Source organism: Frankia sp. R43 (genome assembly GCF_001306465.1).
Taxonomy (GTDB): Bacteria; Actinomycetota; Actinomycetes; order Frankiales; family Frankiaceae; genus Parafrankia; species Parafrankia irregularis.
Genome location: NZ_LFCW01000003.1, coordinates 704,162 through 726,028, shown reverse-complemented (window position 1 = coordinate 726,028; position 21,867 = coordinate 704,162). Strand labels below are relative to the sequence as shown.

Annotated in this window: 19 protein-coding genes; 6 read left to right on the top strand and 13 right to left on the bottom strand. The window is 72.1% G+C overall.

Annotated features, from left to right (window positions below; all coding sequences use genetic code 11):
* Positions 1-125: 125 nt before the first annotated feature.
* The 6 genes from ACG83_RS16565 to ACG83_RS16545 all read right to left on the bottom strand — a co-directional run bounded on the left by ACG83_RS16565 (position 126) and on the right by ACG83_RS16545 (position 8,312).
* Positions 126-2,666: an MMPL family transporter gene (locus tag ACG83_RS16565; protein WP_083473290.1), complete on the bottom strand. Its 2,541-nt coding sequence runs from the start codon at positions 2,664-2,666 to the stop codon at positions 126-128.
* A gap of 198 nt (positions 2,667-2,864) precedes the next feature.
* The gene (gene bfr / locus ACG83_RS16560; protein WP_054567060.1) at positions 2,865-3,344 is read right to left on the bottom strand and encodes a bacterioferritin; all 480 of its coding nucleotides are present in this window, start codon (positions 3,342-3,344) and stop codon (positions 2,865-2,867) included.
* Positions 3,345-3,527: 183 nt separating this feature from the next.
* Entirely contained in the window at positions 3,528-3,722 is a 195-nt protein-coding gene (locus tag ACG83_RS42445) for a bacterioferritin-associated ferredoxin (RefSeq protein ID WP_076830741.1), read from the bottom strand.
* A gap of 562 nt (positions 3,723-4,284) precedes the next feature.
* Entirely contained in the window at positions 4,285-5,499 is a 1,215-nt protein-coding gene (locus ACG83_RS16555) for an OmpA family protein (RefSeq protein ID WP_054567059.1), read from the bottom strand.
* Positions 5,500-5,648: 149 nt separating this feature from the next.
* Complete coding sequence (locus ACG83_RS16550; protein WP_054567058.1) at positions 5,649-6,743, bottom strand: phosphatase PAP2 family protein; 1,095 nt, start codon at positions 6,741-6,743, stop codon at positions 5,649-5,651.
* A gap of 234 nt (positions 6,744-6,977) precedes the next feature.
* Positions 6,978-8,312 (bottom strand): Ig-like domain-containing protein, encoded by a 1,335-nt coding sequence (locus tag ACG83_RS16545; protein WP_054567057.1) that lies wholly within the window; start codon positions 8,310-8,312, stop codon positions 6,978-6,980.
* Between the two features lie 838 nt (positions 8,313-9,150).
* On the opposite strand from ACG83_RS16545, the gene pucL reads away from it, so the two are divergent.
* Entirely contained in the window at positions 9,151-10,059 is a 909-nt protein-coding gene (gene pucL, locus ACG83_RS16540) for a factor-independent urate hydroxylase (RefSeq protein ID WP_054567056.1), read from the top strand.
* Between the two features lie 12 nt (positions 10,060-10,071).
* Here pucL and ACG83_RS16535 read toward each other — a convergent pair whose 3' ends face one another.
* The 3 genes from ACG83_RS16535 to ACG83_RS16525 all read right to left on the bottom strand — a co-directional run bounded on the left by ACG83_RS16535 (position 10,072) and on the right by ACG83_RS16525 (position 13,436).
* Positions 10,072-11,073, bottom strand: coding sequence for an S-adenosyl-l-methionine hydroxide adenosyltransferase family protein (locus ACG83_RS16535; protein ID WP_083473289.1), 1,002 nt, complete (start codon positions 11,071-11,073; stop codon positions 10,072-10,074).
* Positions 11,074-11,097: 24 nt separating this feature from the next.
* Positions 11,098-12,279 carry a CaiB/BaiF CoA-transferase family protein gene (locus tag ACG83_RS16530; RefSeq protein ID WP_054567055.1) on the bottom strand — a complete coding sequence of 394 codons (1,182 nt, stop codon included), beginning with the start codon at positions 12,277-12,279 and terminating at the stop codon, positions 11,098-11,100.
* Between the two features lie 218 nt (positions 12,280-12,497).
* Positions 12,498-13,436, bottom strand: a complete 939-nt coding sequence (locus tag ACG83_RS16525; protein ID WP_054567054.1) for an RNA polymerase sigma-70 factor — start codon at positions 13,434-13,436, stop codon at positions 12,498-12,500.
* 330 nt (positions 13,437-13,766) lie between these two features.
* Here ACG83_RS16525 and ACG83_RS16520 point away from each other — a divergent pair, with 330 nt between their 5' ends.
* Positions 13,767-14,252, top strand: a complete 486-nt coding sequence (locus ACG83_RS16520; RefSeq protein WP_054567292.1) for a carboxymuconolactone decarboxylase family protein — start codon at positions 13,767-13,769, stop codon at positions 14,250-14,252.
* A 129-nt stretch (positions 14,253-14,381) separates the two neighbouring features.
* Here the strand turns inward: ACG83_RS16520 and ACG83_RS16515 are convergent, their stop codons facing one another.
* Entirely contained in the window at positions 14,382-14,972 is a 591-nt protein-coding gene (locus ACG83_RS16515; protein WP_054567053.1) for a DUF3099 domain-containing protein, read from the bottom strand.
* Positions 14,973-15,275: 303 nt separating this feature from the next.
* On the opposite strand from ACG83_RS16515, the gene ACG83_RS16510 reads away from it, so the two are divergent.
* The 4 genes from ACG83_RS16510 to ACG83_RS16495 are packed head-to-tail and all read left to right on the top strand — an operon-like array spanning position 15,276 to position 19,385.
* Positions 15,276-16,433, top strand: coding sequence for a glycosyltransferase family 1 protein (locus ACG83_RS16510; RefSeq protein WP_198955642.1), 1,158 nt, complete (start codon positions 15,276-15,278; stop codon positions 16,431-16,433).
* Entirely contained in the window at positions 16,430-17,617 is a 1,188-nt protein-coding gene (locus ACG83_RS16505; protein WP_054567052.1) for a glycosyltransferase, read from the top strand. Before ACG83_RS16510 ends, ACG83_RS16505 begins: the two co-directional genes overlap by 4 nt.
* A 13-nt stretch (positions 17,618-17,630) precedes the next feature.
* On the top strand, positions 17,631-18,587 hold the full coding sequence (locus ACG83_RS16500; protein WP_054567051.1) for an SGNH/GDSL hydrolase family protein: 957 nt from the start codon (positions 17,631-17,633) through the stop codon (positions 18,585-18,587).
* A 30-nt stretch (positions 18,588-18,617) separates the two neighbouring features.
* On the top strand, positions 18,618-19,385 hold the full coding sequence (locus ACG83_RS16495; protein ID WP_054567290.1) for a hypothetical protein: 768 nt from the start codon (positions 18,618-18,620) through the stop codon (positions 19,383-19,385).
* Positions 19,386-19,432: 47 nt separating this feature from the next.
* Here the strand turns inward: ACG83_RS16495 and ACG83_RS16490 are convergent, their stop codons facing one another.
* The 3 genes from ACG83_RS16490 to ACG83_RS16480 are packed head-to-tail and all read right to left on the bottom strand — an operon-like array spanning position 19,433 to position 21,679.
* The gene (locus ACG83_RS16490; protein WP_054567050.1) at positions 19,433-19,948 is read right to left on the bottom strand and encodes a DUF3090 family protein; all 516 of its coding nucleotides are present in this window, start codon (positions 19,946-19,948) and stop codon (positions 19,433-19,435) included.
* A gap of 18 nt (positions 19,949-19,966) precedes the next feature.
* Complete coding sequence (locus ACG83_RS16485; RefSeq protein ID WP_054567049.1) at positions 19,967-21,331, bottom strand: ferrochelatase; 1,365 nt, start codon at positions 21,329-21,331, stop codon at positions 19,967-19,969.
* Between the two features lie 42 nt (positions 21,332-21,373).
* The gene (locus ACG83_RS16480) at positions 21,374-21,679 is read right to left on the bottom strand and encodes a hypothetical protein (protein WP_054567048.1); all 306 of its coding nucleotides are present in this window, start codon (positions 21,677-21,679) and stop codon (positions 21,374-21,376) included.
* Positions 21,680-21,867 lie beyond the last annotated feature (188 nt).

Sequence of the window (21,867 nt, the reverse complement as noted above, 5' to 3'; positions counted from 1 at the left end):
CCCAGCAAAGCACGTTGCCCGGGCGGCGTTCCAGCCTGCCAGGCCGGGTCGGCCCGGGCCTGCCAGGGTCAGGCCGGACCTGTCAGGGGCGGTCCGGGCCTGTCAGGGGCGGTCCGGGCCCCGGATCAGTCCACGCCCTTCGCCAGGGCGGACGGCCACCAGATCTTCTTTCCGATGTCGTGGCTGAGCGCGGGCACCAGGATGGAACGCACGATGATCGTGTCGAGCAGGACGCCGAAGGCCACGGCGAAGCCCACCTCGGCGAGGAAGACCAGCGGGAGAACACCAAGGACCGCGAAGGTCGCCGCCAGCACGACCCCCGCCGAGGTGATCACGCCGCCGGTCACCGACAGGCCACGGACGATCCCGGCACGGGTCCCGTGTTCGAGCGTCTCCTCCCGCACCCGGGTCATCAGGAAGATGTTGTAGTCGATGCCGAGAGCGACCAGGAAGACGAACGCGAAGAGCGGGAAACCCGGATCGGAGTCGGCGAAGCCGAAGACGTGGTTGAAGAACACCGCGCTGACACCGAGCGTCGCCGCGAAGGACAGGACCACCGTCGCGATCAGCAGCAGCGGGGCGACGAGCGCCCGCAGCAGCACGCCGAGCACGATCAGGATGACCACCAGGACGATCGGAATGATCAGGTTCCGGTCGTGCGCGGACGCCTGCTGCGTGTCGTAGTTGATCGCCGACGCGCCGCCCACCAGCGCATCGGCCCCTGCGATGGGATGGAGCGCCGCGCGCAGCGCCCGGACCGTCTCGAAGGCCTCGGGTGTGTCGTAACGGTTGGTGAGGGTCGCATCGATGGCGATGCGGCCGCCGACGGACGTGACCTGCAGCGCGGGCGGCAGGCAACCGTCCGCACCCGGCCTGATCGACGTGCTGTCGGCGGCGAACGCCCGCGCCAGCTTCGCGTAGTCGACCTGGACGCACACGGAGCCCGGGCCGGGCGCGACGCCCGGAACCTTCGACGCGGCCGCGACGACCTCGTCCTGGCGGTCCAGGTTCGTGATGATCACGGCCGGGGCACCGGCTCCCTGGCTGAAGTGGGCGTCATAGATCCGCTGGCCGAGGATCGCATCGGGCTCGCTGGTGAAGCTGTCCGTCGTCGACAGGCCGTCGACCTTCAGCGTCGTCATCGCGCCGGCGCAGGCCAGCAGGATGACGGCGGTCGAGACCCAGGCCAGCCGCGGCCGGCCGGCGAGCCTGGCGGCGAACCGTGCCCACGCACCGTGCGTGGCCAGGTCGGCCTGCTGGTCGAAGCGTGGAATCCGCGGCCAGAAGACCCACCGGCCGAACAGCACCAGGAACACCGGCAGGAAGGTGAGCATCACGAGCGCGGTGCAGGCGATACCGATCGCGGTGACGGGGCCGAGGCTCTTGTTCGAGTTGAGCTCGCCGAGCGCGAGGCAGAGCAGCCCGAGCACGACGGTGATCGCCGAGGCGGCGATCGCGGGTGCGGCGCCCCGCCAGGCCGCGATCATCGCGTCCATTCTCGCGGGGTAGGCGTGCAGCTCTTCGCGATAGCGGCTGATGAGCAGCAGCGCGTAGTCGGTTCCGGCGCCGATGACCAGCACGAACAGGATGCCCTGGCTCTGCCCGTTGAGGGTCAGTACATCGTGCTTGGCCAACGGGTAGACGATCAGGACCGAGACCCCCAGCGCGATGATGGCGCTGAACAGCGGAAAGAACCACAGGACCGGGCTGCGGTAGACGACCAGGAGGATGACGATCACAACCAGGCCGGCGGCCAGCAGCAGCACACCGTCAATGCCCTCGAATGCCTCGATAAAGGCCACGAGAAGGCCACCGGGGCCCGCGCTGTGCACGATCAGGCCGGCCGGCACGTCCGTCTTCGCCAGCTCGACGACAGCATTCTCGACGTCGACCAGCTCATCGCCCGGGACCTCGACGTCGCCCCTCTTGCCGATGAGCGGCACCGCCACGTTCGCGACGCTGCCGTCCGGCGAGAACTGGGGCGCGGCGATCTGGTTCGGGTCGACACCCTCGATGGACCGGAAGGCCCGCGCATCCGCGGCGATCTTCGCGCGGTCCTCCTGCGTCAGCCCGCCCACGCGCTGATAGACGATGAAACCGGGCAGCGTCTGCTCGGAGCGGAACTTCTCCGCCTCCTTGTCCACCCGGGTCGACTCGGCCGACCCGGGCAGGAACGCGGCGTTGTCGTTCTTCTGGACCTCTGCCAGCTTGGCCTGGAACTGGCCGCCGAACCCACCGAGCAGAAAAAGAACCACCGCGAGGCCGGCGAAGAGATACAGGATCACCCGAGCCGGCCGGCGCACCGCCGCCGTGGGCTCCACTCCCCCTCCGACACCGCCACCACCGACACCGCTGACACCACCGCGACCACCGCCGGACAGAGCAGCTGCCACTACCGCGGCCGGCGCCGTCGGATGGCCGGGAAGAAGCTGCCGCTCGGACTCCGAGGCCTCGGACCCGACGGGCCGGGGCTGGGCGTCCGGCGCCGATCTCCCGGACGGCACCACGGGCGCCGTGGACGTGCTGGAGCCCGATTCGATGGGTGCGTCCTCCGGTGAGACGCCGGAGGCGACCACGGCCGGGTCGGACTGCGTTTCCTCACGTGGGCTCGGAACTGTGGAGGATCCGTCGCTGCTGGTCGGCGAGCCGCCGCCGCTGTCGGTCATCTGGCGTCCCTCGATGCGCGTGGGCCAACGGAGCACCCACGTTCACCGGGCACCCAGGTGATGGTCCCCGACATTGTCGCGCATGACTGGCGCGGCGGGCCGAGTGCACCGCCGGCGGAAGGAGCCGCCGAATCCCCCGGTCGGGGTACGACCCTTCCGCGGGCCATTCGGCCTCGCGAGCCGTACCCCGGTCTCTCCCTAGTCGTCGTGTTCGTGGATCTGCTGCGAGAGGTACTCGGTGGCACCGAGCTGGGAGATGAGCTCGAGCTGGGCGTCCAGCCAGTCGATGTGCTCCTCCTCGGAGGTCAGGATGTCCTCCAGCAGGACGGCGGAGCCGATGTCGCCCTTTGACCGGAACAGGGCGATCGCCTCGCGGAGAACGTCGACGGCCTCGGATTCATGCTGGCGGTCGAGCTCCAGCTGCTCGGGAACCGTCTCCCCGATGCGAAGCGTGTTCAGGCGCTGCAGGTTCGGAAGACCGCCCAGGTAGAGAACTCGATGGATGAGTCGATCGGCGTGCTTCATCTCGTCGATCGACTCATGGTAGTAGTGCTCGGAGATGTGCTTGTAACCCCAGTTCCGCTGCATCCTGGAATGCAGGAAATACTGGTTGACCGCGGTCAGTTCATTTGTCAGAACCGTGTTCAGCCGCTCGACGATCTGTTCGTCGCCACGCATCGCCGACTACCTCCACCAATATCGCCCGGAAACCTCCACAGGCGATTCGACGGGCAAGCGAAGGCAGCACGAAGCCCTTGACCGGCGTGCCGGAATACCGCGCGAAAAAAAGCGGATCCCGCAGACGGCAGCGGGTTTCCGCTCCGACCCACCGAGATCACCCCCGGAGGCCCCGGTGGGTCCCTAGGCTGATCTGGCGACCGGACGGCGACGAAGCGGCACCGCCGCATCGAGCATCTCGTCGATCTCCTCGAGGCATCCGCCGCACCCCGTGCCGGCGTCACACCTCGCACCGATCTCCTCTGCGTCACAGGCACCCGATGCGATCACGCTACGTAGCGTCCGATCGGAGACAGCAAAGCATGAACAGACGAGCACCGCACCTCACCACGCCCGGAGATGTCGACGCCGAAGCGCCGAGAGGTTGTCGTTACCGTTCCGGGATCCCTTCGCGCCGAGGCTCAGGCTTAGCTAAGGCTTCCCTAATCGCTAGAGTGCCACGGAGTGGGCGGCAGACGCAAGGCAGCCTTACCTACGCCACACACCGACCGCAAACCCCTGATGCGCAGGGTGACAACCCCCAGCGCCTTCGGCGATGAAACCCACTCCTGGTCGCATCCGAGTCACCGCACGACGAGCGACATCGCCCTTCCGCAAGCACCGCACGCGCAGCAGGCACAACCGTCACCGCGAGTCCCCGCGAGCGCCGGCGGATCGCGGCGGATGCCAGCAGGTGCAGGTCATGCCACACGGGTCATCGGCTCCCGGGCGGCCGCAGCGGGGTCCCACAGGCCCCCAGGCCGCCCGGGAAGGCGAGGGCCGCCGGCTCAACCCGCCCGCCGCGAGAAACCGCGTTTGCCGTTCGGACCCGAAGGCCGCGCCACCACTCGACAGCGCGCCGGAAGCACCACCCGGGCCGAAGGTGCCTGCGGCCGACTTCTCAGCCAGTGACCGCTGTCACATCCACCCGGCGGTTGGCGGCGCGACCTGCCACGGTCGCGTTGTCAGCGACCGGGCGCTCCGGTCCGAAGCCGGCCACCCGCACCCGCTCGGCCGGCACTCCCCGCTGCACCAGATATTCACGGGCGGCCCTGGCCCGGTCCATCGACAGCGCCTGGTTGAAGGCCAGCGGGCCGGTGCTGTCCGTATGCCCGCCGACCAGCACGGTGAGGTCTCCCGGCAGCAGGGCCTGGGCGACCTTGTCCAGACCCGCCCGCACGGACGCGTCGAGGGTTGACTCCCCCACCGCGAAAGTCAGGCTGGTTCCCTCGAGCGCGGCCTGCAGCGCGCCCTGGGTGCGCCCGGCCTCGGGAACAGCACCGGTGGAACCAGTAGCCGACGGGGCAGGAGCCGACGGAGCAGTGACCGACGAACCGGGGGCCGCCGAATCGTCGCTCGTGGAATCGGTCGCGACGGGGCTGACCGCACCCGTGGCCGGGTCGAGGGCCACCTCGGCGCCGACCGTCAGCCGGTTGTCGAGCGAGGCGTCCGGAACCTGGTGCCGGACGGCCGCCAGCACCTCCGCCCCGATCGCGGTGCCCGCAGCCCGATCCGCGACCGTGCCCTGGAGCACCAGCGACGAACCGTCGATCGTCACGGACCGGACACCCGACTGCTTTCCCAGCGCCCTGGCCACGTCGCCGAACGACTCCAGCGCCGGTGTCGCCACCCTGGGATCAACGGTGACGGTCGCCGAGACGGCACCGCCGGAGACATCCGCCGCCGCGCCGAGCAGCTGCGCCCGCGTCGCACTGTCCGGAACGGTGGCGCTGAAGGCCAGGTCGGCCGGTGTGCCGCCGGTACCGCTCACCCCGATGACGATCGGCCGGGACGGCTCGGTGGCGACGACCGCGTCCCCGGACAGCCGCACGGAGGCACTGCCGGACACGGCTGCCACCCGCTGGGCTTCCCGGGCCTCCTGCGGGCTCTCGAAACGGCCGTGCAGGACGATGTCACGACCTTCGACGCTGACCCGCGCCCGGCTGACACCGGCCGCGCGGACCGCGTCCGCCGCCCGGGTGCCCAGGTCGTCCTCGATCGGGCCACGCCGCAGCCAGAGCGCCAGCAGCCCCAGCAGCACCCAGGCGACCAGCAGTGAGACGACGAACGCGACCGGACGGGGGCGCCGAAAGAGCGCCACCGACAGCGAGGACATGGGTACTCCGTGCTCCCTACTCAAGGGGGGATACGCGATGGGGGCACTGCGAGAAACCGCAGCGTACGGAAACTTTCCCATATGCCCGACATCGGGAACACACCGGGGGAAGGCTCACGCCAGCCCAGGAACCGCCACGTCCAGCCCCTTCAGGCCTCGCTGACGCGGGCGCGCGCAGCCGCCGCCGTCGTGCCCACCGCCGTCGTACCCGCCGACGCCGTCCCCGCCGACACCGTGCCAACCGTCCCCGCCGACGCCGTGCCAGCCGACGCGGTCCCTGCCGCGGCTTCCTCCCGCACGGCCACCTCCGCCGTCGCCACCCCCGCCTCGGCGTCCGTGGGGGTGGCCGGCGGGACGTCCGCGGCCCGCCGGCTGCGGTGGCGGACCGTGATCGCGAAAGCGAGCAGCGTGCTCACACCGAGCACGGCCCAGCCGGCCACCGCGTCCAGGATGTAGTGGTTCGACGTCGCCATCACGATGAAGACCGTCGCCGCCGGATACAGGCAGCCGAGCACCCGCACGACCGGCCGGCGGGCGAACCGGGCGAGCAGGAAGCCCGACCAGAGGGCCCACGCACAGTGCAGCGAGGGCATCGCGGCGTACTGGTTGGCCAGCCCTTCCAGGCCGTCCGGAGCGGCACTGGCGCTTCCGCTCCACCAGCCCCAGCCCTCGAAATGGGACATCGTGTCGACGTAGGACGTCCCGGGCAGCAGGCGCGGCGGGGTGGTGGGAAACAGGAAGAAGCCGCACAGCGCGATCAGCGTGGTGAAGACCAGGGTCCACCGGGCGCGGACATACCGCCCCGGGTTGCGCCGGTACATCCAGACCAGCAGCGAGGGTGTGACCACGAAGTGCAGGGTCGCGTAGTAGTAGCAGCAGATGACCGCCAGCACCGGCACGCTCTGCAGCCAGCTGTTGAGGCTCAGCTCGATGTTGATGTGCAGCCGTTCCTGCAGGTGCAGGATGTCCCAGCCGAGTCGGTTCGCATCCGCGGCGGACGCGTCGGCCGCGCCTCTGGTCGCCGTGTAGACGTAGTAGAGCGACACCAGCAGGACGGCCTCGACCCAGAGCTTCGGCAGGCCGGTGGCCGGGTTTCGCAGCCGCCGCCACCATCGCCCGCCGCTGGGCCCGCCCTGCCCGCCGGGGGCACTCGACCCACCCGGCCCGGCCTGGCCGCTCTGCGCCGACCGGAGGGCCTCGTCACCCAGGTTGTTCTGAATGTCCCGGTTCGTCTGATCCACCACGCCTCGACTCCCGGTCCGTCCCGCGGCTCGCCGTGTCCGACTCTCTTCGTCCAGCTTGCGCCGACAAGCCAATCATGGGCAGCCGTTCTCGAGCGCAAGGGCGGGTGGCCACCGAGAGACGTCTCCGTGACCACCCGCCCGTCACCGACCGGGTGTTACCCACCCTTCATGGCCCCGCGATCCGGGGAACCCGGCCCCGGAGCCTCACCCGCGCCGCCGAAGCGACCAGGCACGTCAGGTGCCGCCGGCCGAGGTACCAGCACCGGAGGAGCCCCCGGCCAGCGTGGAGCTGTCCGACGACTCGCCGACGGGCAGGGCGCTGCCGGCCTTCCAGGTCGCCCACGGGACGGACCACTCGTTCCCGAGCTGCGACGTGTCCGCCGGCCGCCCGGTGTTCTTGATATTGATGATGTCGCCAAACTGACTGAAGTTGTAGAACCACTCCGCATCAGCGGGCGACGCGTTCACGCACCCGTGCGAGACGTTCGCCCGCCCCTGTGAGGGCACCGACCACGGCGCGGAGTGCACGTACTGCCCACCGCTGGTGTAGTGGACGGCCCACTGCACCTCCTCGCGGTAGTAGTCGGGGTCGCCCACCGGAATGCCCACCGTCGCCGAGTCCATGATCACCATGGGGGACTTGCCGAGCACGTTGTGCGGGCCTTCCATGGTCAGTGAGCCCGGCTTGCCGCCGCTGATCAGCATGGTCCGGACCAGCTGCCCGTTCTGGTAGACCTGCATTCTGTGGGTCGACGCGTCGACCTCGCTGACCTGGGCGGCGCCGATGGTGAAGTCCATCGTGCGGTCCTTGACGCCGATCCAGCCGGTGCCGGAGTCGTAGCCGGCCAGGTTCGCCGCCACGTGCACCTTGGTCCCGGGTGCCCAGTACTCCTGGGGCCGCCACATCACCAGGCGGTTCGACATCCAGCGCCAGGCGCCGAGCACCGGTGGGTCGGTGCTGACCGCGAGGCGACGCTGCACCGCGGCACGGTCCGTCACCGGCGCGCTGAAGGTGAGGCTGATCGGAGTGCCCACCCCGACGGTCTGGCCGGCCACGGGCTCCCAGGACACCTTGAACGCCTTGTCCGGGATGCCGGTGGTGAAGCTCGACGTGATGCTCTTCGTGCCGGTCAGGCCCGCCGCCTGGGCGGTGGTGGCCTGGATGTCGTAGCGGCTGTCCGAGAACAGCCCGCTCGCCGAGGTCCACGTCCGGTGGTCCGCGGAGAAGGTTCCCTCGAGCGTGCCCGCCTCGGTCTTCTCGGTCGTGCTCGCGCCGCGCGCGACCGTGACCGACGCGAGCGGCGCGTTGCTCGTCACCACGACCGACTCGGTCAGCGCGATGCCGGCCGCGCCGTCCGCCGGGGTGACGGTCAGCGTCGGTGTCGCCGGCGGGGGCGAGGTCTGCGGCGCCGCCTCGTCGCCACCACCGCCACCGGACGAGCACGACGCCAGCAGCGCCACGGCGAGCAGGAGGGCGACGACCCCGCCGCCACGCTGGCGGACGGAACGGGAGGCGGGCAGCAGCCCGCCACGGAGAACTCGAGCCGGGCTCATCATCGAGCGGGACATGCGATGCCTTCTTCCGAAGACCGGAGCAACGACGAGGTGTAGGGCTTTCCGTCGGCTCGCGGATCGCCCGGCACCGGATCACCAGGGCTGGTGACCAGCGGGCGCCGCGACGCGGCGACGAACCGCAGCGGCCTCACCGAAAGGGATCGGCCAGAAACAGAAAGTGCACATGCTCGACCACCCACGAGCGGACCGTACCCACGACCGCGAACCACGTCCCGTCGATCACGGGAAAACCCGGCCCCACCCGTGACACAACTACCCGCCGCTAATATTCCGATCTCGGAGAGTGACGCTCCCCGGCCCGCTGCCATAAACCCCTCCCAGCGCCGTTTCGTCCGACGCACGACTCATATACAAAGTTGCGCGCCGACGAGAAGCCGCACCGGGGCCAGTACCGGATTTGTCCGCGAGTAGACACTAACCACTACCGGACGTGCCAGATATTGCACGCAGCGCAGCCACACCTTGGTGCCGTACGGATTCGCGTGCCCGGATTTCCACCGGCCGCACGCCGGGACACCCTCGGGCACTCCGACCGACGAGTCGCGCCGGAAAGCGCCGGAGCGCGCCGAACACCGCCGCCGGAAGTGATGTGCCGACTTCGGGCCGGAACCGTCCCGTCGCGGCACCGACCGGGCACCGAGGTGCCGGCCGGTCAGCCCTCCGGACGCGCACGCCGGAAACAGCGGCGAAACGCCACCACAACAGGCCGGCGCGGCCGGGCACCCCAGAATGGGGCTTCCCCGCCGGGTACGCCGGCACCGGGAGCCGGGATCGTCCGGCCACCAGCCGGCTGCCTCGGGCGGGCCAGCCGCCGCCGACCCGAAAGGTGCTCATGCCCATCGTTCTCGGACCGAACCAGTACGGCAAGGCCGAGGTCCGCCTCGTCCACGTGGACCGATCCACCCCGGTCCACCGGATCAGCGACCTGAATGTGTCCACCGCCCTGCGCGGTGACTTCACCGCGGCCCACACCCGGGGTGACAACAGCCACGTTCTCGCGACGGACACCCAGAAAAACGTCGTCTACGCCTTCGCTCGCGAAGGGGGTGTCGGCGAGATCGAACAGTTCGGGACCCGGCTGGGCCGGCATTTCACCGCCGCGTACGGCTGGATCACCGGCGCGCGGGTCGAGATAGAGCAGTTCGGATGGGACCGGATCGACGTGGCCGGGCCGGCCCACGACCACTCCTTCGTCCGGTCCGGGCAGAGCCGGCGAACCACGGTGGTCACCATCGACGCCGACGACGTGCACGTCGTCTCCGGAATCGCCGGGCTGGTCGTCCTCAAGACGACCGGCTCGGAGTTCCACGGATTTCCCCGGGATCGCTACACAACACTGGCGGAAACCTCCGACCGGATCCTCGCCACCGAGGTCACGGCCCGGTGGCGCTACACCGCCACCGACGGTGGGATCACCGGCGCTGATTTCGCGCGGCTGGCCGCGGAGATCCCGCGCACGCTGGTCGAGACGTTCGCGGGCCTGCACAGCCTCGCCCTGCAACAGACCCTTTACCACATGGGCGAAAAGGTGCTGGCGACCTTCCCGGAGGTTGCCGAGATCCGTATGTCGATGCCGAACAAGCATCATTTCCTGGTCGATCTGGCGCCGTTCGGCCTGGACAACCCCGACAGCGTCTACCTCGCGGCGGACCGCCCCTACGGCCGCATCGAGGGCACCGTCCTGCGGGACGACGTCCCGGCGGCGCCGATCGCCTGGGACGCCACCCCGGGGTTCTGCTGACGTCCGGGCCGGTCAGGCCGGTGTGATCACCACCCGGTCGCCCGGCCCCAGCCGCAGCGCACGCGCCGCGTCCCCGTCCCGGGTGGCCAGCGCGGCGTGGCCATCCGAATCGGCGTAGAGCACGAGCTCCCCGGGCTCCACCGAGCCGAAGGTCACGCCCACCGCCACCTCCACCGCGATCGCCTCCACCGCGACCACCGGCGGGCCAGCCGCCGAGTCCGTCGCAGGGCGCGCCGCCGGCGCGGCGCTCGCGCCGCCGCTCGCCGGACCGGTCCCGCGCAACGCGGTCAGCCGGCTCCGGTCGCCGGGCCGCAGGCCCAGCTCGGCCAGCAGGTCCGCCGGTGCGGCCAGCGCCACGTTCCCGAAGCCGTCCACACACAGGACGTCCGACTCGAGGCGGGCGGCGCCATCCGGGCCTGCCGGCGCGACCCTCGCCACCAGCCTGGGCAGCGTGACCAGGCTCTCCGGATCGACCACCAGGCCGAGCGCCCGCAGCGGGCGACCGGCCACCAGGGCCGCCGCCGCGGGGGCGAACACATCCCGGCCGTGAAAGGTGGCGGGGACGTCCGCCGGCACGGTGAGCGCCACCGCCTCCAGCACGCCGCCCAGCACCTCGGCCGCGGGCACCAGCAACCCGTTGTCGGGCCCCACGAGGAAACCGGCCGGCGTGCGCAGCGCGAGCGCCCGGCGGGCGGTACCGACGCCCGGGTCGACCACGGCGACATGAACCCCGCGCGGCAGGTGGGCGACGGTGGAGGCGAGCACCGTCGCGCCGCGCCGGATGTCACCTCGTGGCACCAGGTGCGTGACGTCGATGATCGGCACCGCGGGCGCGAGCCGGAGCAGGACACCGTGGCAGGCGGCGACGAAGCCGTCCACCAGGCCGTAGTCCGTCAGCAGGCTGACGCAGCGCGGATCGTCCACCGCGCGCTCGTCTCCCGGGACGCGCTCGTCTCCCTCGGCGCGCTCGTGTTCCCGTCCCCCGGCGCGCTCGTGTTCCCGCGACGCCCCCATAGCCCCGTCAGCCCCTTCGAAACGTCAGATCGCGCCGTCGGCGCGCAGTCCGGCGATCTCCTCGGTGGAGAGATCGAGCTCGCGCAGGATGGTGTCGGTGTGCTCCCCCAGCGCCGGAACCGGGTCCAGGCGGGCGTTCTCCCCCGGGAACTCGACCACCGGCCGGGACTGCCGGACCGGGCCCACCGGCGAGCCGATCTCAACCCAGCGTTCACGGGCCGCGAGCTGGGGATGCGCGAGCACGCCCGCGACGGTGTTGACCCGCGCGTAGGCGATGCCCGCGGCGTCCAGGCCCGCCTCCAGGTCGGCGGTGCCCAGCTTCGCGACCTCCGCGGCGACCACGGCGTCGGTCCCCTCCCGGTTGCGCACCCTGGCCACGTTCGTCGCGAACGCGGGGTCGTCGACGAGCTCCGGGCGGGCGAGCGGGCCCTCGGCCAGCCGGCGCCACTCCCCGTCGTTCTGCACCCCGATCAGGACGTCGTCACCGTCCGCCGTGCGGTAGGCGTCGTAGGGCGCGATCGACTGGTGGCTGATGCCCGACCGGGCCATCTCCTGCCCGGTGTGCTCCACGGTCTGCACCGGGTAGCCCATCCACTCCGTCAGCGCGTCGAGCATCGCGACGTCCAGCGCCGCGCCGGCACCGGAGCGCGCCCGCCGCAGCAGCGCGGCCAGCACGGCCTGGATGACGTAGCTGCCCGCGGCGACGTCCCCGGCGGCGAAGCCGGCCTTCGCCGGCTGCTGCGGGCTGCCCGTGACGGCGATCAGCCCGGACTCGGCCTGCACGAGCATGTCGTAGGCCTTGCGGGCTCGATACGGCCCGGCCGGACCGTAGCCCGACACGTTCACGGCGACCAGCGCCGGGTGGCGGCCGACGAGCGTCTGCGCGTCCAGCCCGAGGCGGGCGGCGGCACCCGGCCCGAGGTTCTGCGCGACGACGTCGGCACGGGCGACCAGCAGATCCAGCACCTCGCGGGCGCGCGGCACCTTCAGGTCCAGCGTCAGCGACTCCTTCGAGCGGTTGAGCCAGGAGAAGTGCGCCGACATCCCACCGCGCACCGCCCGGTCGTAGTCCCGCGCGAAGTCACCACGCCCCGGACGCTCGACCTTGATCACCCGCGCGCCCAGCTCGGCGAGGTGCCGGGTCGCGAACGGCAGGGCCACGGCATGTTCCAGACTGACGACGGTCACACCCTCAAGCGGAAGCACGCAGGTCAGGCTAGCGCCGCCCGCACCCGCCAGACCGCGGATCGATGCAGGTGGACAGGCCCTTTACGGCACAGAAGGGGAACCTGTCCGACGCAGCGGCGGAAATTCGGCCAGATCGCCCACCGACGACCTCCGGCGGCGGTGTCGAGGAGTGGATCCGCGGCCGAGGCCGAGTGCGGGCAGGGGGCTGGAGCTGCCGCGCTCGCTGGTGGCCACGCTCAGCGGCGAAGGGCGGTCTCCCGCTCGATGCGCGACAGCTTCTCGGGATTGCGGACGACGTAGAGCCCGGTGATGAGGCCGTCGTCGATGCGTACCGTCACGACGCTGTCGATCTCACCGTCGAGCCGGAGGACCAGCGCCGGGTAGCCGTTGACCTGTACCTGTTGCAGCGACAGGACAGCGCCGAACCTGCCCAGCCCGGCGGCCAGCAGCCGGGCTACCTTGCCCGCTCCGGCGACAGGGCGCAACACGGCCTTCCTGACCCCGCCGCCGTCTCCCAGCAGGACGATGTCCGGGGCGAGGATGTCCAGCAGGTTCTGCAGGTCGCCGGTCTCGACCGCCCGTTGGAACGCGTCGAGCGCGCCCCGGGTCTCGGCCGCGGAGACGACCGCGGCCGGACGGCGTGCGGAGACATGCGCCCGCGCCCGGTGTGCGATCTGGCGGACCGTGGCCGGGCTCTTGTCGACGGCTGCCGCGATCTCGTCGTACCCGAAGTCGAACACCTCGCGCAGCACGAACACGGCCCGCTCGGCCGGCCGAAGCGTTTCCAGCACCAGCAGCATCGCCATGGAGACGCTGTCGGCCAGCGCGACGTCCTCGGCCACGTCGGGCGCGGTCAGCAACGGCTCCGGCAGCCAGGGGCCGACATAGGACTCCCTGCGCCGGCCGAGCGTGCGCAGTCGGTTCAGTGCCTGACGGGTGGTGATCTGCACCAGGTACGCCCGCGGGTCCCGCACCGTGGCGAGGTCGACGCCTGCCCAGCGCAGCCAGCTCTCCTGGAGGACGTCCTCCGCGTCCGCGGCCGAGCCAAGCATCTCGTAGGCGACCGTGAACAGCAGGTTGCGGTGCGCGACGAACATCTCGGTGGCGGGGTCTGGCGAGCCGTCCTCCTGCTTCGGGCTCCCACCGTCGGGCGTCATCGACGAAGTACCGGCCATGGGCAACTCCTGTTCACGCGCGGCTGGACCATCCATGAGACGCCAGACCCCACCGGTTTGTGACACTCAGGCAGCCCTTCCGCCGTCCGCTTCCCCGCCAGGCGACGACGGGACCGCGGGGTGGACGCCGGGGCCGGTCATCGCCGGTGGACGACCGGCCGGGCCGGTCGCGACCGCGGCCGATGCCGGCTGATCCGCCGATCGCGATCCGACGGCGACAGCGACCTGTGGCCCAGATCACAAGGCCAGGTCGTCACGGAGACCGGGGTCGCCGGCATCTGGTGTTCGTCCGGTGCGGCAGCACGCGACACCACGAGTGAGGACGACATCATGGAAGCCCGATTCGACATGTTCGGCAACGAGCTCGCCACCAGGTTCGGCAAGCGGTTCGCGAACGCCAGCCTGGTGATCCACCAGTCGTCGCTGCCGAAGCCCACCCAGGAGCTGGTGTCGCTGCGGGCCAGCCAGATCAACGGCTGCGGCTTCTGCGTCGACATGCACACCAAGGAGGCCGCGGCTGCCGGTGAGACCTCCACCCGGCTCCACCTGGTCGCGGCCTGGCGCGAGGCAGACGTGTTCACCGAGGCCGAGCGGGCCGCGCTGGCACTCGCCGAGGAGGGAACCCGGCTCGCCGACGCCCACCTCGGCGTATCCGACGAGACCTGGGCGCAGGTCCGCAAGCACTACGACGACGACCAGATCGCGGCCCTCGTCTGCCTCGTCGGCCTGATCAACGCGGCCAACCGGATGAACGTGATCATGCGTACCCCGGCGGGTGGCTACCAACCCGGCATGGCCGCCAGCTTCGCGAACTGACCGGGGGTGCCCCGGCCGGGGCACCCCCGGCCGGGCCTGCGCGTCCAGCGGCTACGACACCCGACCAGCGCCCAGGTGGCCAGTGCCCAGGTCACAGGTGAATGGCCTACCCGGTAGATCACTCACGTCTCAGTGCCCAGGGCCGCCGGCCGCGGGCCCGGCATCCGGCTCCCGGGCGGGCTGGGGGCTGTCAGCGAAGGTTGATGCGACAACGACCGCATCGATAATCGTCCCCGCGCCGGCGGTGCCGCCCGCGCCGCGACGCTCGGATCCCGGATCGACGTCATCGCCACCGCCGGGCTCCGCGGGGCCACCCGGCACGCTGTCCGCAACGCCCACCTGGACATCATCATCGTGATGATCCACCGAGTCGGGACCGGTCGCCGCCGGCGGCGGGTCGCCCGACTGCTCCCCGTCGACCACCGTGGCGTCGACGATGGTGTGGCCGGCGGCCAGGGAGAGCGGCTCGGCGGTGGTCGCGTCCTTGGCGACGAAGCCCGCCTGGCGACGGTCGGACGGTGCCGGCCCGCCGTTGGCGACCACGACCGCGATCCAGGGCAGGATCACGGCGAGGGCCACCGCGACGATGCGCAGCCAGCCGGAGAACGCGACGACGGCGAGCACGAAGCAGACCACCCGGACCAGCATCGTGAGGACGTAGCGCTGCTCGCGCCGGCGGATCTCCTCCGGCCTGGCCTCAGCCGCCGAAGTGATCAGCACGGGCTCGCCTCGTCGCCACCTCACGTCAACCGCCGCCTGCCCATGTCGACCGATCACCCCACCGGGACCAGGCCAGCCGCCCGGCAGGGCCAGCAGGCCGAGAGTGGGTCGTGCCCCTTGGACATCCTGCCCACTCTCGCCCGCGCGATACAACGATCCGTGGCGCGAGATCGGACACCCGACGCCGATCACGGGCGCCGGACCCGGCCATAAGTTCCCGTCGCACCAAGTAGTGTCCGAAAGTTTACGCGGCGGACGGATTGTAGTCCTCACGTGGGCGCCGGTCGCTGCCACCGTGCTCGTGTGCGAGTCGCGGTGGTAAGTGAGTCGTTCCTGCCTCAGATCGACGGTGTGACGAACTCCGTGTGCCGGGTGCTGGAGCATCTGCGCGACACCGGTCACGAGGCCCTCGTCATCGCGCCGGCGCCGGCGCCGGCGGCTCGCCGCACCGCGCCGCGCAGCTATGCCGGGGCGCCCGTGCTGTGGAGCCCGTCCGCGCCGATGCCGGGCTACCCCGAGTTCCGCTTCGCGACGCCGTGGACGGGACTGCCGGCGGCGCTGCGCGAGTTCCGTCCGGACGTCGTCCATCTGGCCGCTCCGGCGGGTCTGGGGGCCCAGGCGGCCTACGCCGCGCGGCGGCTCGGGGTGCCGAGCATCGCCGTCTACCAGACGGACATCGCCGCCTTCGCGACCCGCTACGGGCTGGCGCTGGCCGAGCGGACGATCTGGCGCTGGCTGGCGACCGTCCATCGGCTCGCCAGCCGCACGCTGGCGCCGTCGTGGGATGCCGTCGACACGCTGCTGTCCGAGGGCGTGCAGCGGGTCGCCCGGTGGAGCCGTGGCGTCGACCTCGAGCGCTTCAACCCCGAGCACCGGGACGAGGAGCTGCGGGCGAGGCTGGCGCCGAACGGGGAGGTCCTCGTCGGCTATGTGGGGCGGCTGGCTCGGGAGAAGCGGGTCGAGCTGCTGGTAGGGGCCGCCGGCCTGCCCGGCGCCCGGCTGGTCGTCGTCGGCGACGGCCCGTGCCGGCCGGCGCTGGCCCGGGCGCTGCCGGAGGCGGCCTTCCTCGGCTTCCGCACCGGCACCGAGCTGTCGGCCGCCATCGCCAGCCTGGACGTCTTCGTCCATACCGGGATCAACGAGACGTTCTGTCAGGCCGCGCAGGAGGCGAAGGCCAGCGGCGTCGCGGTGGTCGGCCCGGCGGCCGGCGGCCTGCTCGACGTCATCGACCACGAGCGGACCGGCCTGCACTACGCCCCCGGGGACCCGGTGTCGATGCGACGCGAGGTGCTCCGCCTCGTCGAGGACGCCGAGCTGCGGACCCGGCTCGCGACGGCGGCGCGGGCCTCGGTCGCGGGCTGCACCTGGCACGCGATCGGCGAGGAGCTGCTCGGGCACTACCGGGACGTCCTGGGCACCCGGCTCCCCACGACCACGACGAGCGACAGGTGGCGACGATGAGGATTGTTCAGGCGGCGAGCTTCGTCGCGCCCGCCTCCGGCGGGATCCGGACGACCCTGCGGCACCTCGCGACGGGATACACCGCCGCCGGCCACGAGGTGGTGCAGATCATTCCGGGAGTTGCGGACAACGAGGAGCGCACGCCACACGCACGGATCATCACCCTGCGCGCGCCGTTCCTGCCGCGGACCGGCTACCGGATCCTGGCCGACCCGCGGCGGGTGGCCGCGGTGGCCGAACAGGTCGGCGCGGACCGGATCGAGATCCACGACCGGGCGACGCTGCGCCCGCTCGGCCGGTGGGCCCGCCGGGCCGGCGTCCGTTCGCTCGTGGTCAGCCACGAGCGGCTCGACCGGCTGCTGAGCCTGTGGACGCCCGCGCCGCTGCGCGGGGTGCTGCCCGTCAGCTCCGCGGCCGACCACTCCAACCGCGCGCTCGCCGCCGCCTTCGACACGGTGGTCGCCACAACCCGCTGGGCCGCCACCGAGTTCGTCCGCATCGGCGCCGAGAACCTGGCCCAGGTGCCGCTGGGCGTCGAGCTCGAGCGGTTCACCCCCGCCAACCACGACCGCACGCTGCGGCGCGCGTTCGCCCGCGACCGGGAGATCCTCATCGTCGCGGCGACCCGGCTCTCGCCGGAGAAGCGGGTCGACATCGCGCTGTCCGCGGTAGCCGAGCTGGTGCGCCGCGGGGTGCCGGTCCGGCTCGTCATCGCCGGCGACGGATCCAGTCGCGGGCGCCTGGAGCGGATGGCGACCGGGCTGCCGGTGACCTTCCTCGGGTTCGTCGCGGACCCGGCCCGCCTCGCCGGCCTGCTCGCGACCGCCGACCTGGCGTTCGCGCCCGGCCCGATCGAGACCTTCGGGCTGGCCGCGCTGGAGGCGATGGCGAGCGGCACCACTCCGGTCGTGAACCATTCCAGCGCGCTGGCCGAGATGGTCGCCGGGACGGGCGACGGCCAGGTCGCCGGTCTGAGCGCCGCCGGAACGGGGTTCACCTTCGCCGACGCCGCGATGGAGCTGCTCGCCGTCGACCCCGACCACCGCCGTGAGGCCGCCCGCCGCCGGGCCGAGCAGTTTCCCTGGGAGGCGACCATCACCGGCTTCCTGCGGTGCCACGACGCCGAGGCGCCCACTCCCCCGGCCAGCGAGCCGGCCCCGACGCGCGACCCGCTCGCCGCCTGACGTCCTTCACACCGTGACCGAGACCGGGCGCGCCGCCGGCGCCGACATCACCGTCCACACCCACGACGCGCGGTGGCTCAGCCCCGCCGGCGGCCCGTCCGGCGGCACCGCTGGCAGCACTGCGAGCAGCACCGCCGGGTCGCCCGCTGGCGGCGCGGCGGGCGACACGAACGGGCTGCTGCGCTTCGTGGCACTGGGCGACAGCCTCACCGCCGGTCTGGGTGACGGCGTCAGCATGGGCCGCGACCGGGGCCCGGCCGCCCTCGCCGGCCGGGGCTTCGCCGCACTGCTCGCGGCCACCCTGGCCCCACCGGGGCATGTGCACTACGAGAACCTGGCCCGGACGGGCGCCACGGCCCGGGAGGTCCGCGTCCGCCAGCTCCCGGTCGCGCTGGCCCTGCGGCCCGCGCTGGCGTGCGTGGTCGCCGGCATGAACGACGTCTTCAAGCCGACGTTCGACCCGCTTCGGCTGCGCCAGGACCTGGTGTGGAGCATCGGCCGGCTGCGCACCGCCGGAGTGGTCGTGCTGACCGCGAAACTGCCCGACCCGGGTGGGCTGCTCCCCCTTCCGGGCCCCTTCGCACGGTTGCTCACCGAACGCGTCGGGCACCTCAACGCCGCGATCGACGCGGCCGCGGCGCGGGACCCCGGGGTGCTCGTGGTCGATCTCGGCCAGCATCCCGCCATCCACCGCCGGTCGACCTTCGACGTCGACCGGGTGCATCCGGGGCCGCACGGACATCGCCTCATCGCACGCGCATTCGCCGAGAAACTGCGGGAGAGCGGGATGATCCTCGCCGACCTGCCGGATCCGCACCATGAGCCCCCACCGCCGGGGACCTTGGACCATCTCCACTGGGTCGTCACGATCGGGATTCCCTGGCTGGCGGGTCGCACGCGGGTCATCCGGCGAGATCCACCGGCAAGAAACCACGGTTTCCGGCGGCTCGGCACCGCGTCGGGCCGGTGAATTCCCTACGGTAGGCATGTGCTTGCCGACATGCCCGCCTCCCCTCGCTCAGGTGTCCTCGCTGGATGGGGCAATGCCTGGCTGGCTGGACTCGTCGGCCTCGACGACGTGATCACCCGGGTGCACGAGGCCCTGGGCAGCGGCGCACCGCACACGCTCGGCGACGAGCCGCTGGTGCTCGGCCTCGGTGCCCTGCGCCGCGTCGGGGCCGAGCGGATGCGCCTGGTCCTGCCCGTGCCCGGCGATGTCAGCAGCCTGCCTGGCCCGTCCGACCTCAACCAGGACGCGCTGACCGCCGGGGAGGCACTGCTGGTGATCGGGCCGAACCCGCCGCTGGCGCTCGTCCCGTCGGTCGTCGTGCACGGCCCGGCCGTCGAGGGCGTGATGGAATCCGTCCACTGGCGGGTGCTGCGGGCCGCGCGCGTCCCCCCGCCGCCGGCGGGCCTGCGGGCCGCCGACCACGAGCTCTCGGTGGCGATCAGGCAGACCACGGCGGCACTCGTCGATCTGGACATCGCCAGCGCACGGCCCCAGGTGCTCGCGCTGCTGCGGGACCGCGGCGAGCCCGAGCCCGGGCCCGGGCTGGGCCCCGGCTACCCGCCGAACGCGCACGCCCTGCTCGCCCGCGCCGAGCGGCTCGCGGAGCTGTTGGAGCTCGCCGCGCTCGACGACGGCGCCGCCGTCACCGCGAGCGAGATCGGCCGCCGCTCCGACGCGCTGCGCGGGCTGTCCGCCGCCGTCCGCCGGGCCTACGAGGCCGCGTACGACGCCTTCGACCCCGCCTACGCCACCCGCTGAGCGCCAACGCCGCCCGCTGAGCGGCGGCCAGTTCAGATGGGGGCAGATCAGTTCAGACGGGGACAGAAATGCCCGGACGGATCGTCGGGCCGCCCGCACAGCACGCACGGCGGGCGCCCGGCGGCGACGATGCTGCGGGCCCGTTCGATGAAGGCCTTCGTCTGCTCGATCGACATGCCGACACGCAGCGAGTCGACCTCGCTCTCGCTCTCCGCGACCCGGGCCTCCCCGGCCGCCAGACCGGCCGCCTCGACGAAGACCCGGTGACCATCCCACGAGACGGTCAGCTGGCCGAGGTGGAAGTCCTCCTCGAACGGTGCGTCCAGCGGGGCGAGGTCGACCTCGACCTCGGCTGCGGTGGGCAGCGGGATCCCCTGCGTCTGGCCCACCTGGCCGAGCAGCGCGGTCAGCCCTTCGGCGAGCGCGGTCACCTCGGTCTTCTCGAGCCCCACCGTGACGAGCTGGCCGCGGGCCGCGGCCTGGAGGAAGAACGAACGGTCCCCGGGCTGCCCGACGGTTCCGACCACGAACCGTTCCGGCGGGTCGAACACAAATCGCTGCATGTCTCGGATCGCTCCGTCTTATTCGCCTGCGGGAGGTGAGTCGGGCCGCGCGACGCTTGCCCGCTCCTCCACCAGTATCGTCGCTTCATCGCCGGGTCGGCCATCCGCGGGCCCCGGGTCGTTCGGCTGCCCGCAGGGCCCGGGCCCTGACAGACCGGGACGCCCGTGCCCCCGCCCGCACAGATCCGCCGGCACTCCGGCGGCTGCCGGGCGCCTCACACCCGGCCGGCCGTGCGCGCGGGTGCCCGCGCCGCCCGTCATCACCGCCCGGGAGCCGTTCACCCCCGTCCTCGCCCAGAACGCGAGCGGCCCGGCCGGGTCACAGCAGTGCAGCGGGCAGACGTCGTGCGCGGGGCCCTCCTCGCTCAACGCCGGTCGATCCCAGTCAGGATGCCGCCGCTCGGCGAGGAGGTCGGCCACCATGTCGACGAAGCGCGGGTCCGTCCCGACGGTGCCGGCGCGGGCCACGGCGATGCCGTGCTCCCCGGCGGTGCGGACCGCCTCGACATCCAGATCGTAGACGACCTCCATGTGGTCGCTGACGAAGCCGACCGGCACGATCACGGCGGCCTGCTCGCCGTCCTCGGCGAGCACCGCCAGGGCGTCGTTGATGTCCGGCTCCAGCCAGGGCGCACCTGGTGGGCCGCTGCGGCTGCAGAAGGCGAGCTGCCACGGATGCGAACGGCCCAGCCGCGCGCCGACCCGAGCGGCGATCACCTCCGCGGTCGCCCGCAGCTGCCGTTCGTACGCGCCACCGTCGGGACCGCTCACCACGGCCTGCTCGAGCGGGAGCGCATGGGCGGTGAAGACCAGCCGGGCGCCGTCCCGGACCTCGGCGGGCAGCGACCCGACCGCCCGGACGCAGTGATCGACCATCGGTTCGACGAAGCCGGGGTGGTCGAAGAACAGCCGCAGCTTCACGAGGTCGGGTGCGCCCGGGCCCACCTGCCGCAGCGCCTCGGCCAGGTCCTCGCGGTACTGCCGGCAGCCCGAGTACGACGCGAACGCCGCCGTGACGAAGCAGGCCGCCCGGCGCACGCCGTCGGCGCGCATGCGAGCCACCGCGTCGGCCAGGTAGGGCGCCCAGTTGCGGTTGCCCCAGTAGACGGGCAGCGGCGCGAGACGTTCGCGCAGCGCGGCGAGCAGCGCCCGGTTCTGGTCGTTGATGGGGCTGCGCCCGTCGAAGTGATCGTAGTGCGCGGCGACCTCGGCGAGGCGAAGCTCGGGTACGGCCCGGCCACGCGTCACGTTCCGCAGGAAGGGCATGACGTCATCGGGCCCTTCGGGGCCCCCGAAGGAGACGAGGAGCAGCGCGTCCACATCCAGCCCACCCGGCCCACCGCGGTCAGCACCCGCGCGGTCAGCACCCGCGCCGTTCGTCACCCTGTCCTCCTTCCCACTCCTGTGATGGTCACCGGCCCTCGGTCAGCGTGGTACCCGCTCCCGGATCTCCTCCAGATAGGACGGGAAGTACCGGGAGATCGTCGAGAGGTCGAAGGCCTGGAGGATCGCTGTCGCCGGCTCGCGGGCGAGCAGGTAGCCGAAGGATTCCCGCACCAGCGCGACCAGCGCCGCGTCATCGTCGGGGTCGAGCTCCAGGGCCGTGATCACCTCGTCGTCCACCCGCACGCGATAGGAGAAGGTGAGCCCGTGCACGCCGGGCGCCGTCTCCTCCGCGACCTCCACCTGGTAACCACGACCGCCCGCCGGTTCGACCTTGATCACACCCATCGCCGCCACCTCCGAGCATCCGCGTGTCGCCCGGCCTACCCCGCCGGTGGCGCCGGCTTTCCAGCCGCCTCGCCGCTTACCACCGTGGCCTATCCTGCACGCCGCGTCGACCGCTGGCCCGGACAGATCTGCGCCGGTGCGCGGGACCGCCACCATTCGGTGATCGACATCGGCCGACGACCCGTCAA

Coding starts and splice junctions, on each gene's coding strand:
- ACG83_RS16565 (WP_083473290.1), bottom strand. CDS start 2,666: ATGACCGACAGCGGCGGCGGCTCGCCGACCAGCAGCGACGGATCCTCC.
- bfr (WP_054567060.1), bottom strand. CDS start 3,344: ATGCGTGGCGACGAACAGATCGTCGAGCGGCTGAACACGGTTCTGACA.
- ACG83_RS16555 (WP_054567059.1), bottom strand. CDS start 5,499: ATGTCCTCGCTGTCGGTGGCGCTCTTTCGGCGCCCCCGTCCGGTCGCG.
- ACG83_RS16545 (WP_054567057.1), bottom strand. CDS start 8,312: ATGTCCCGCTCGATGATGAGCCCGGCTCGAGTTCTCCGTGGCGGGCTG.
- pucL (WP_054567056.1), top strand. CDS start 9,151: ATGCCCATCGTTCTCGGACCGAACCAGTACGGCAAGGCCGAGGTCCGC.
- ACG83_RS16535 (WP_083473289.1), bottom strand. CDS start 11,073: ATGGGGGCGTCGCGGGAACACGAGCGCGCCGGGGGACGGGAACACGAG.
- ACG83_RS16525 (WP_054567054.1), bottom strand. CDS start 13,436: ATGGCCGGTACTTCGTCGATGACGCCCGACGGTGGGAGCCCGAAGCAG.
- ACG83_RS16520 (WP_054567292.1), top strand. CDS start 13,767: ATGGAAGCCCGATTCGACATGTTCGGCAACGAGCTCGCCACCAGGTTC.
- ACG83_RS16505 (WP_054567052.1), top strand. CDS start 16,430: ATGAGGATTGTTCAGGCGGCGAGCTTCGTCGCGCCCGCCTCCGGCGGG.
- ACG83_RS16495 (WP_054567290.1), top strand. CDS start 18,618: ATGCCCGCCTCCCCTCGCTCAGGTGTCCTCGCTGGATGGGGCAATGCC.
- ACG83_RS16490 (WP_054567050.1), bottom strand. CDS start 19,948: ATGCAGCGATTTGTGTTCGACCCGCCGGAACGGTTCGTGGTCGGAACC.
- ACG83_RS16480 (WP_054567048.1), bottom strand. CDS start 21,679: ATGGGTGTGATCAAGGTCGAACCGGCGGGCGGTCGTGGTTACCAGGTG.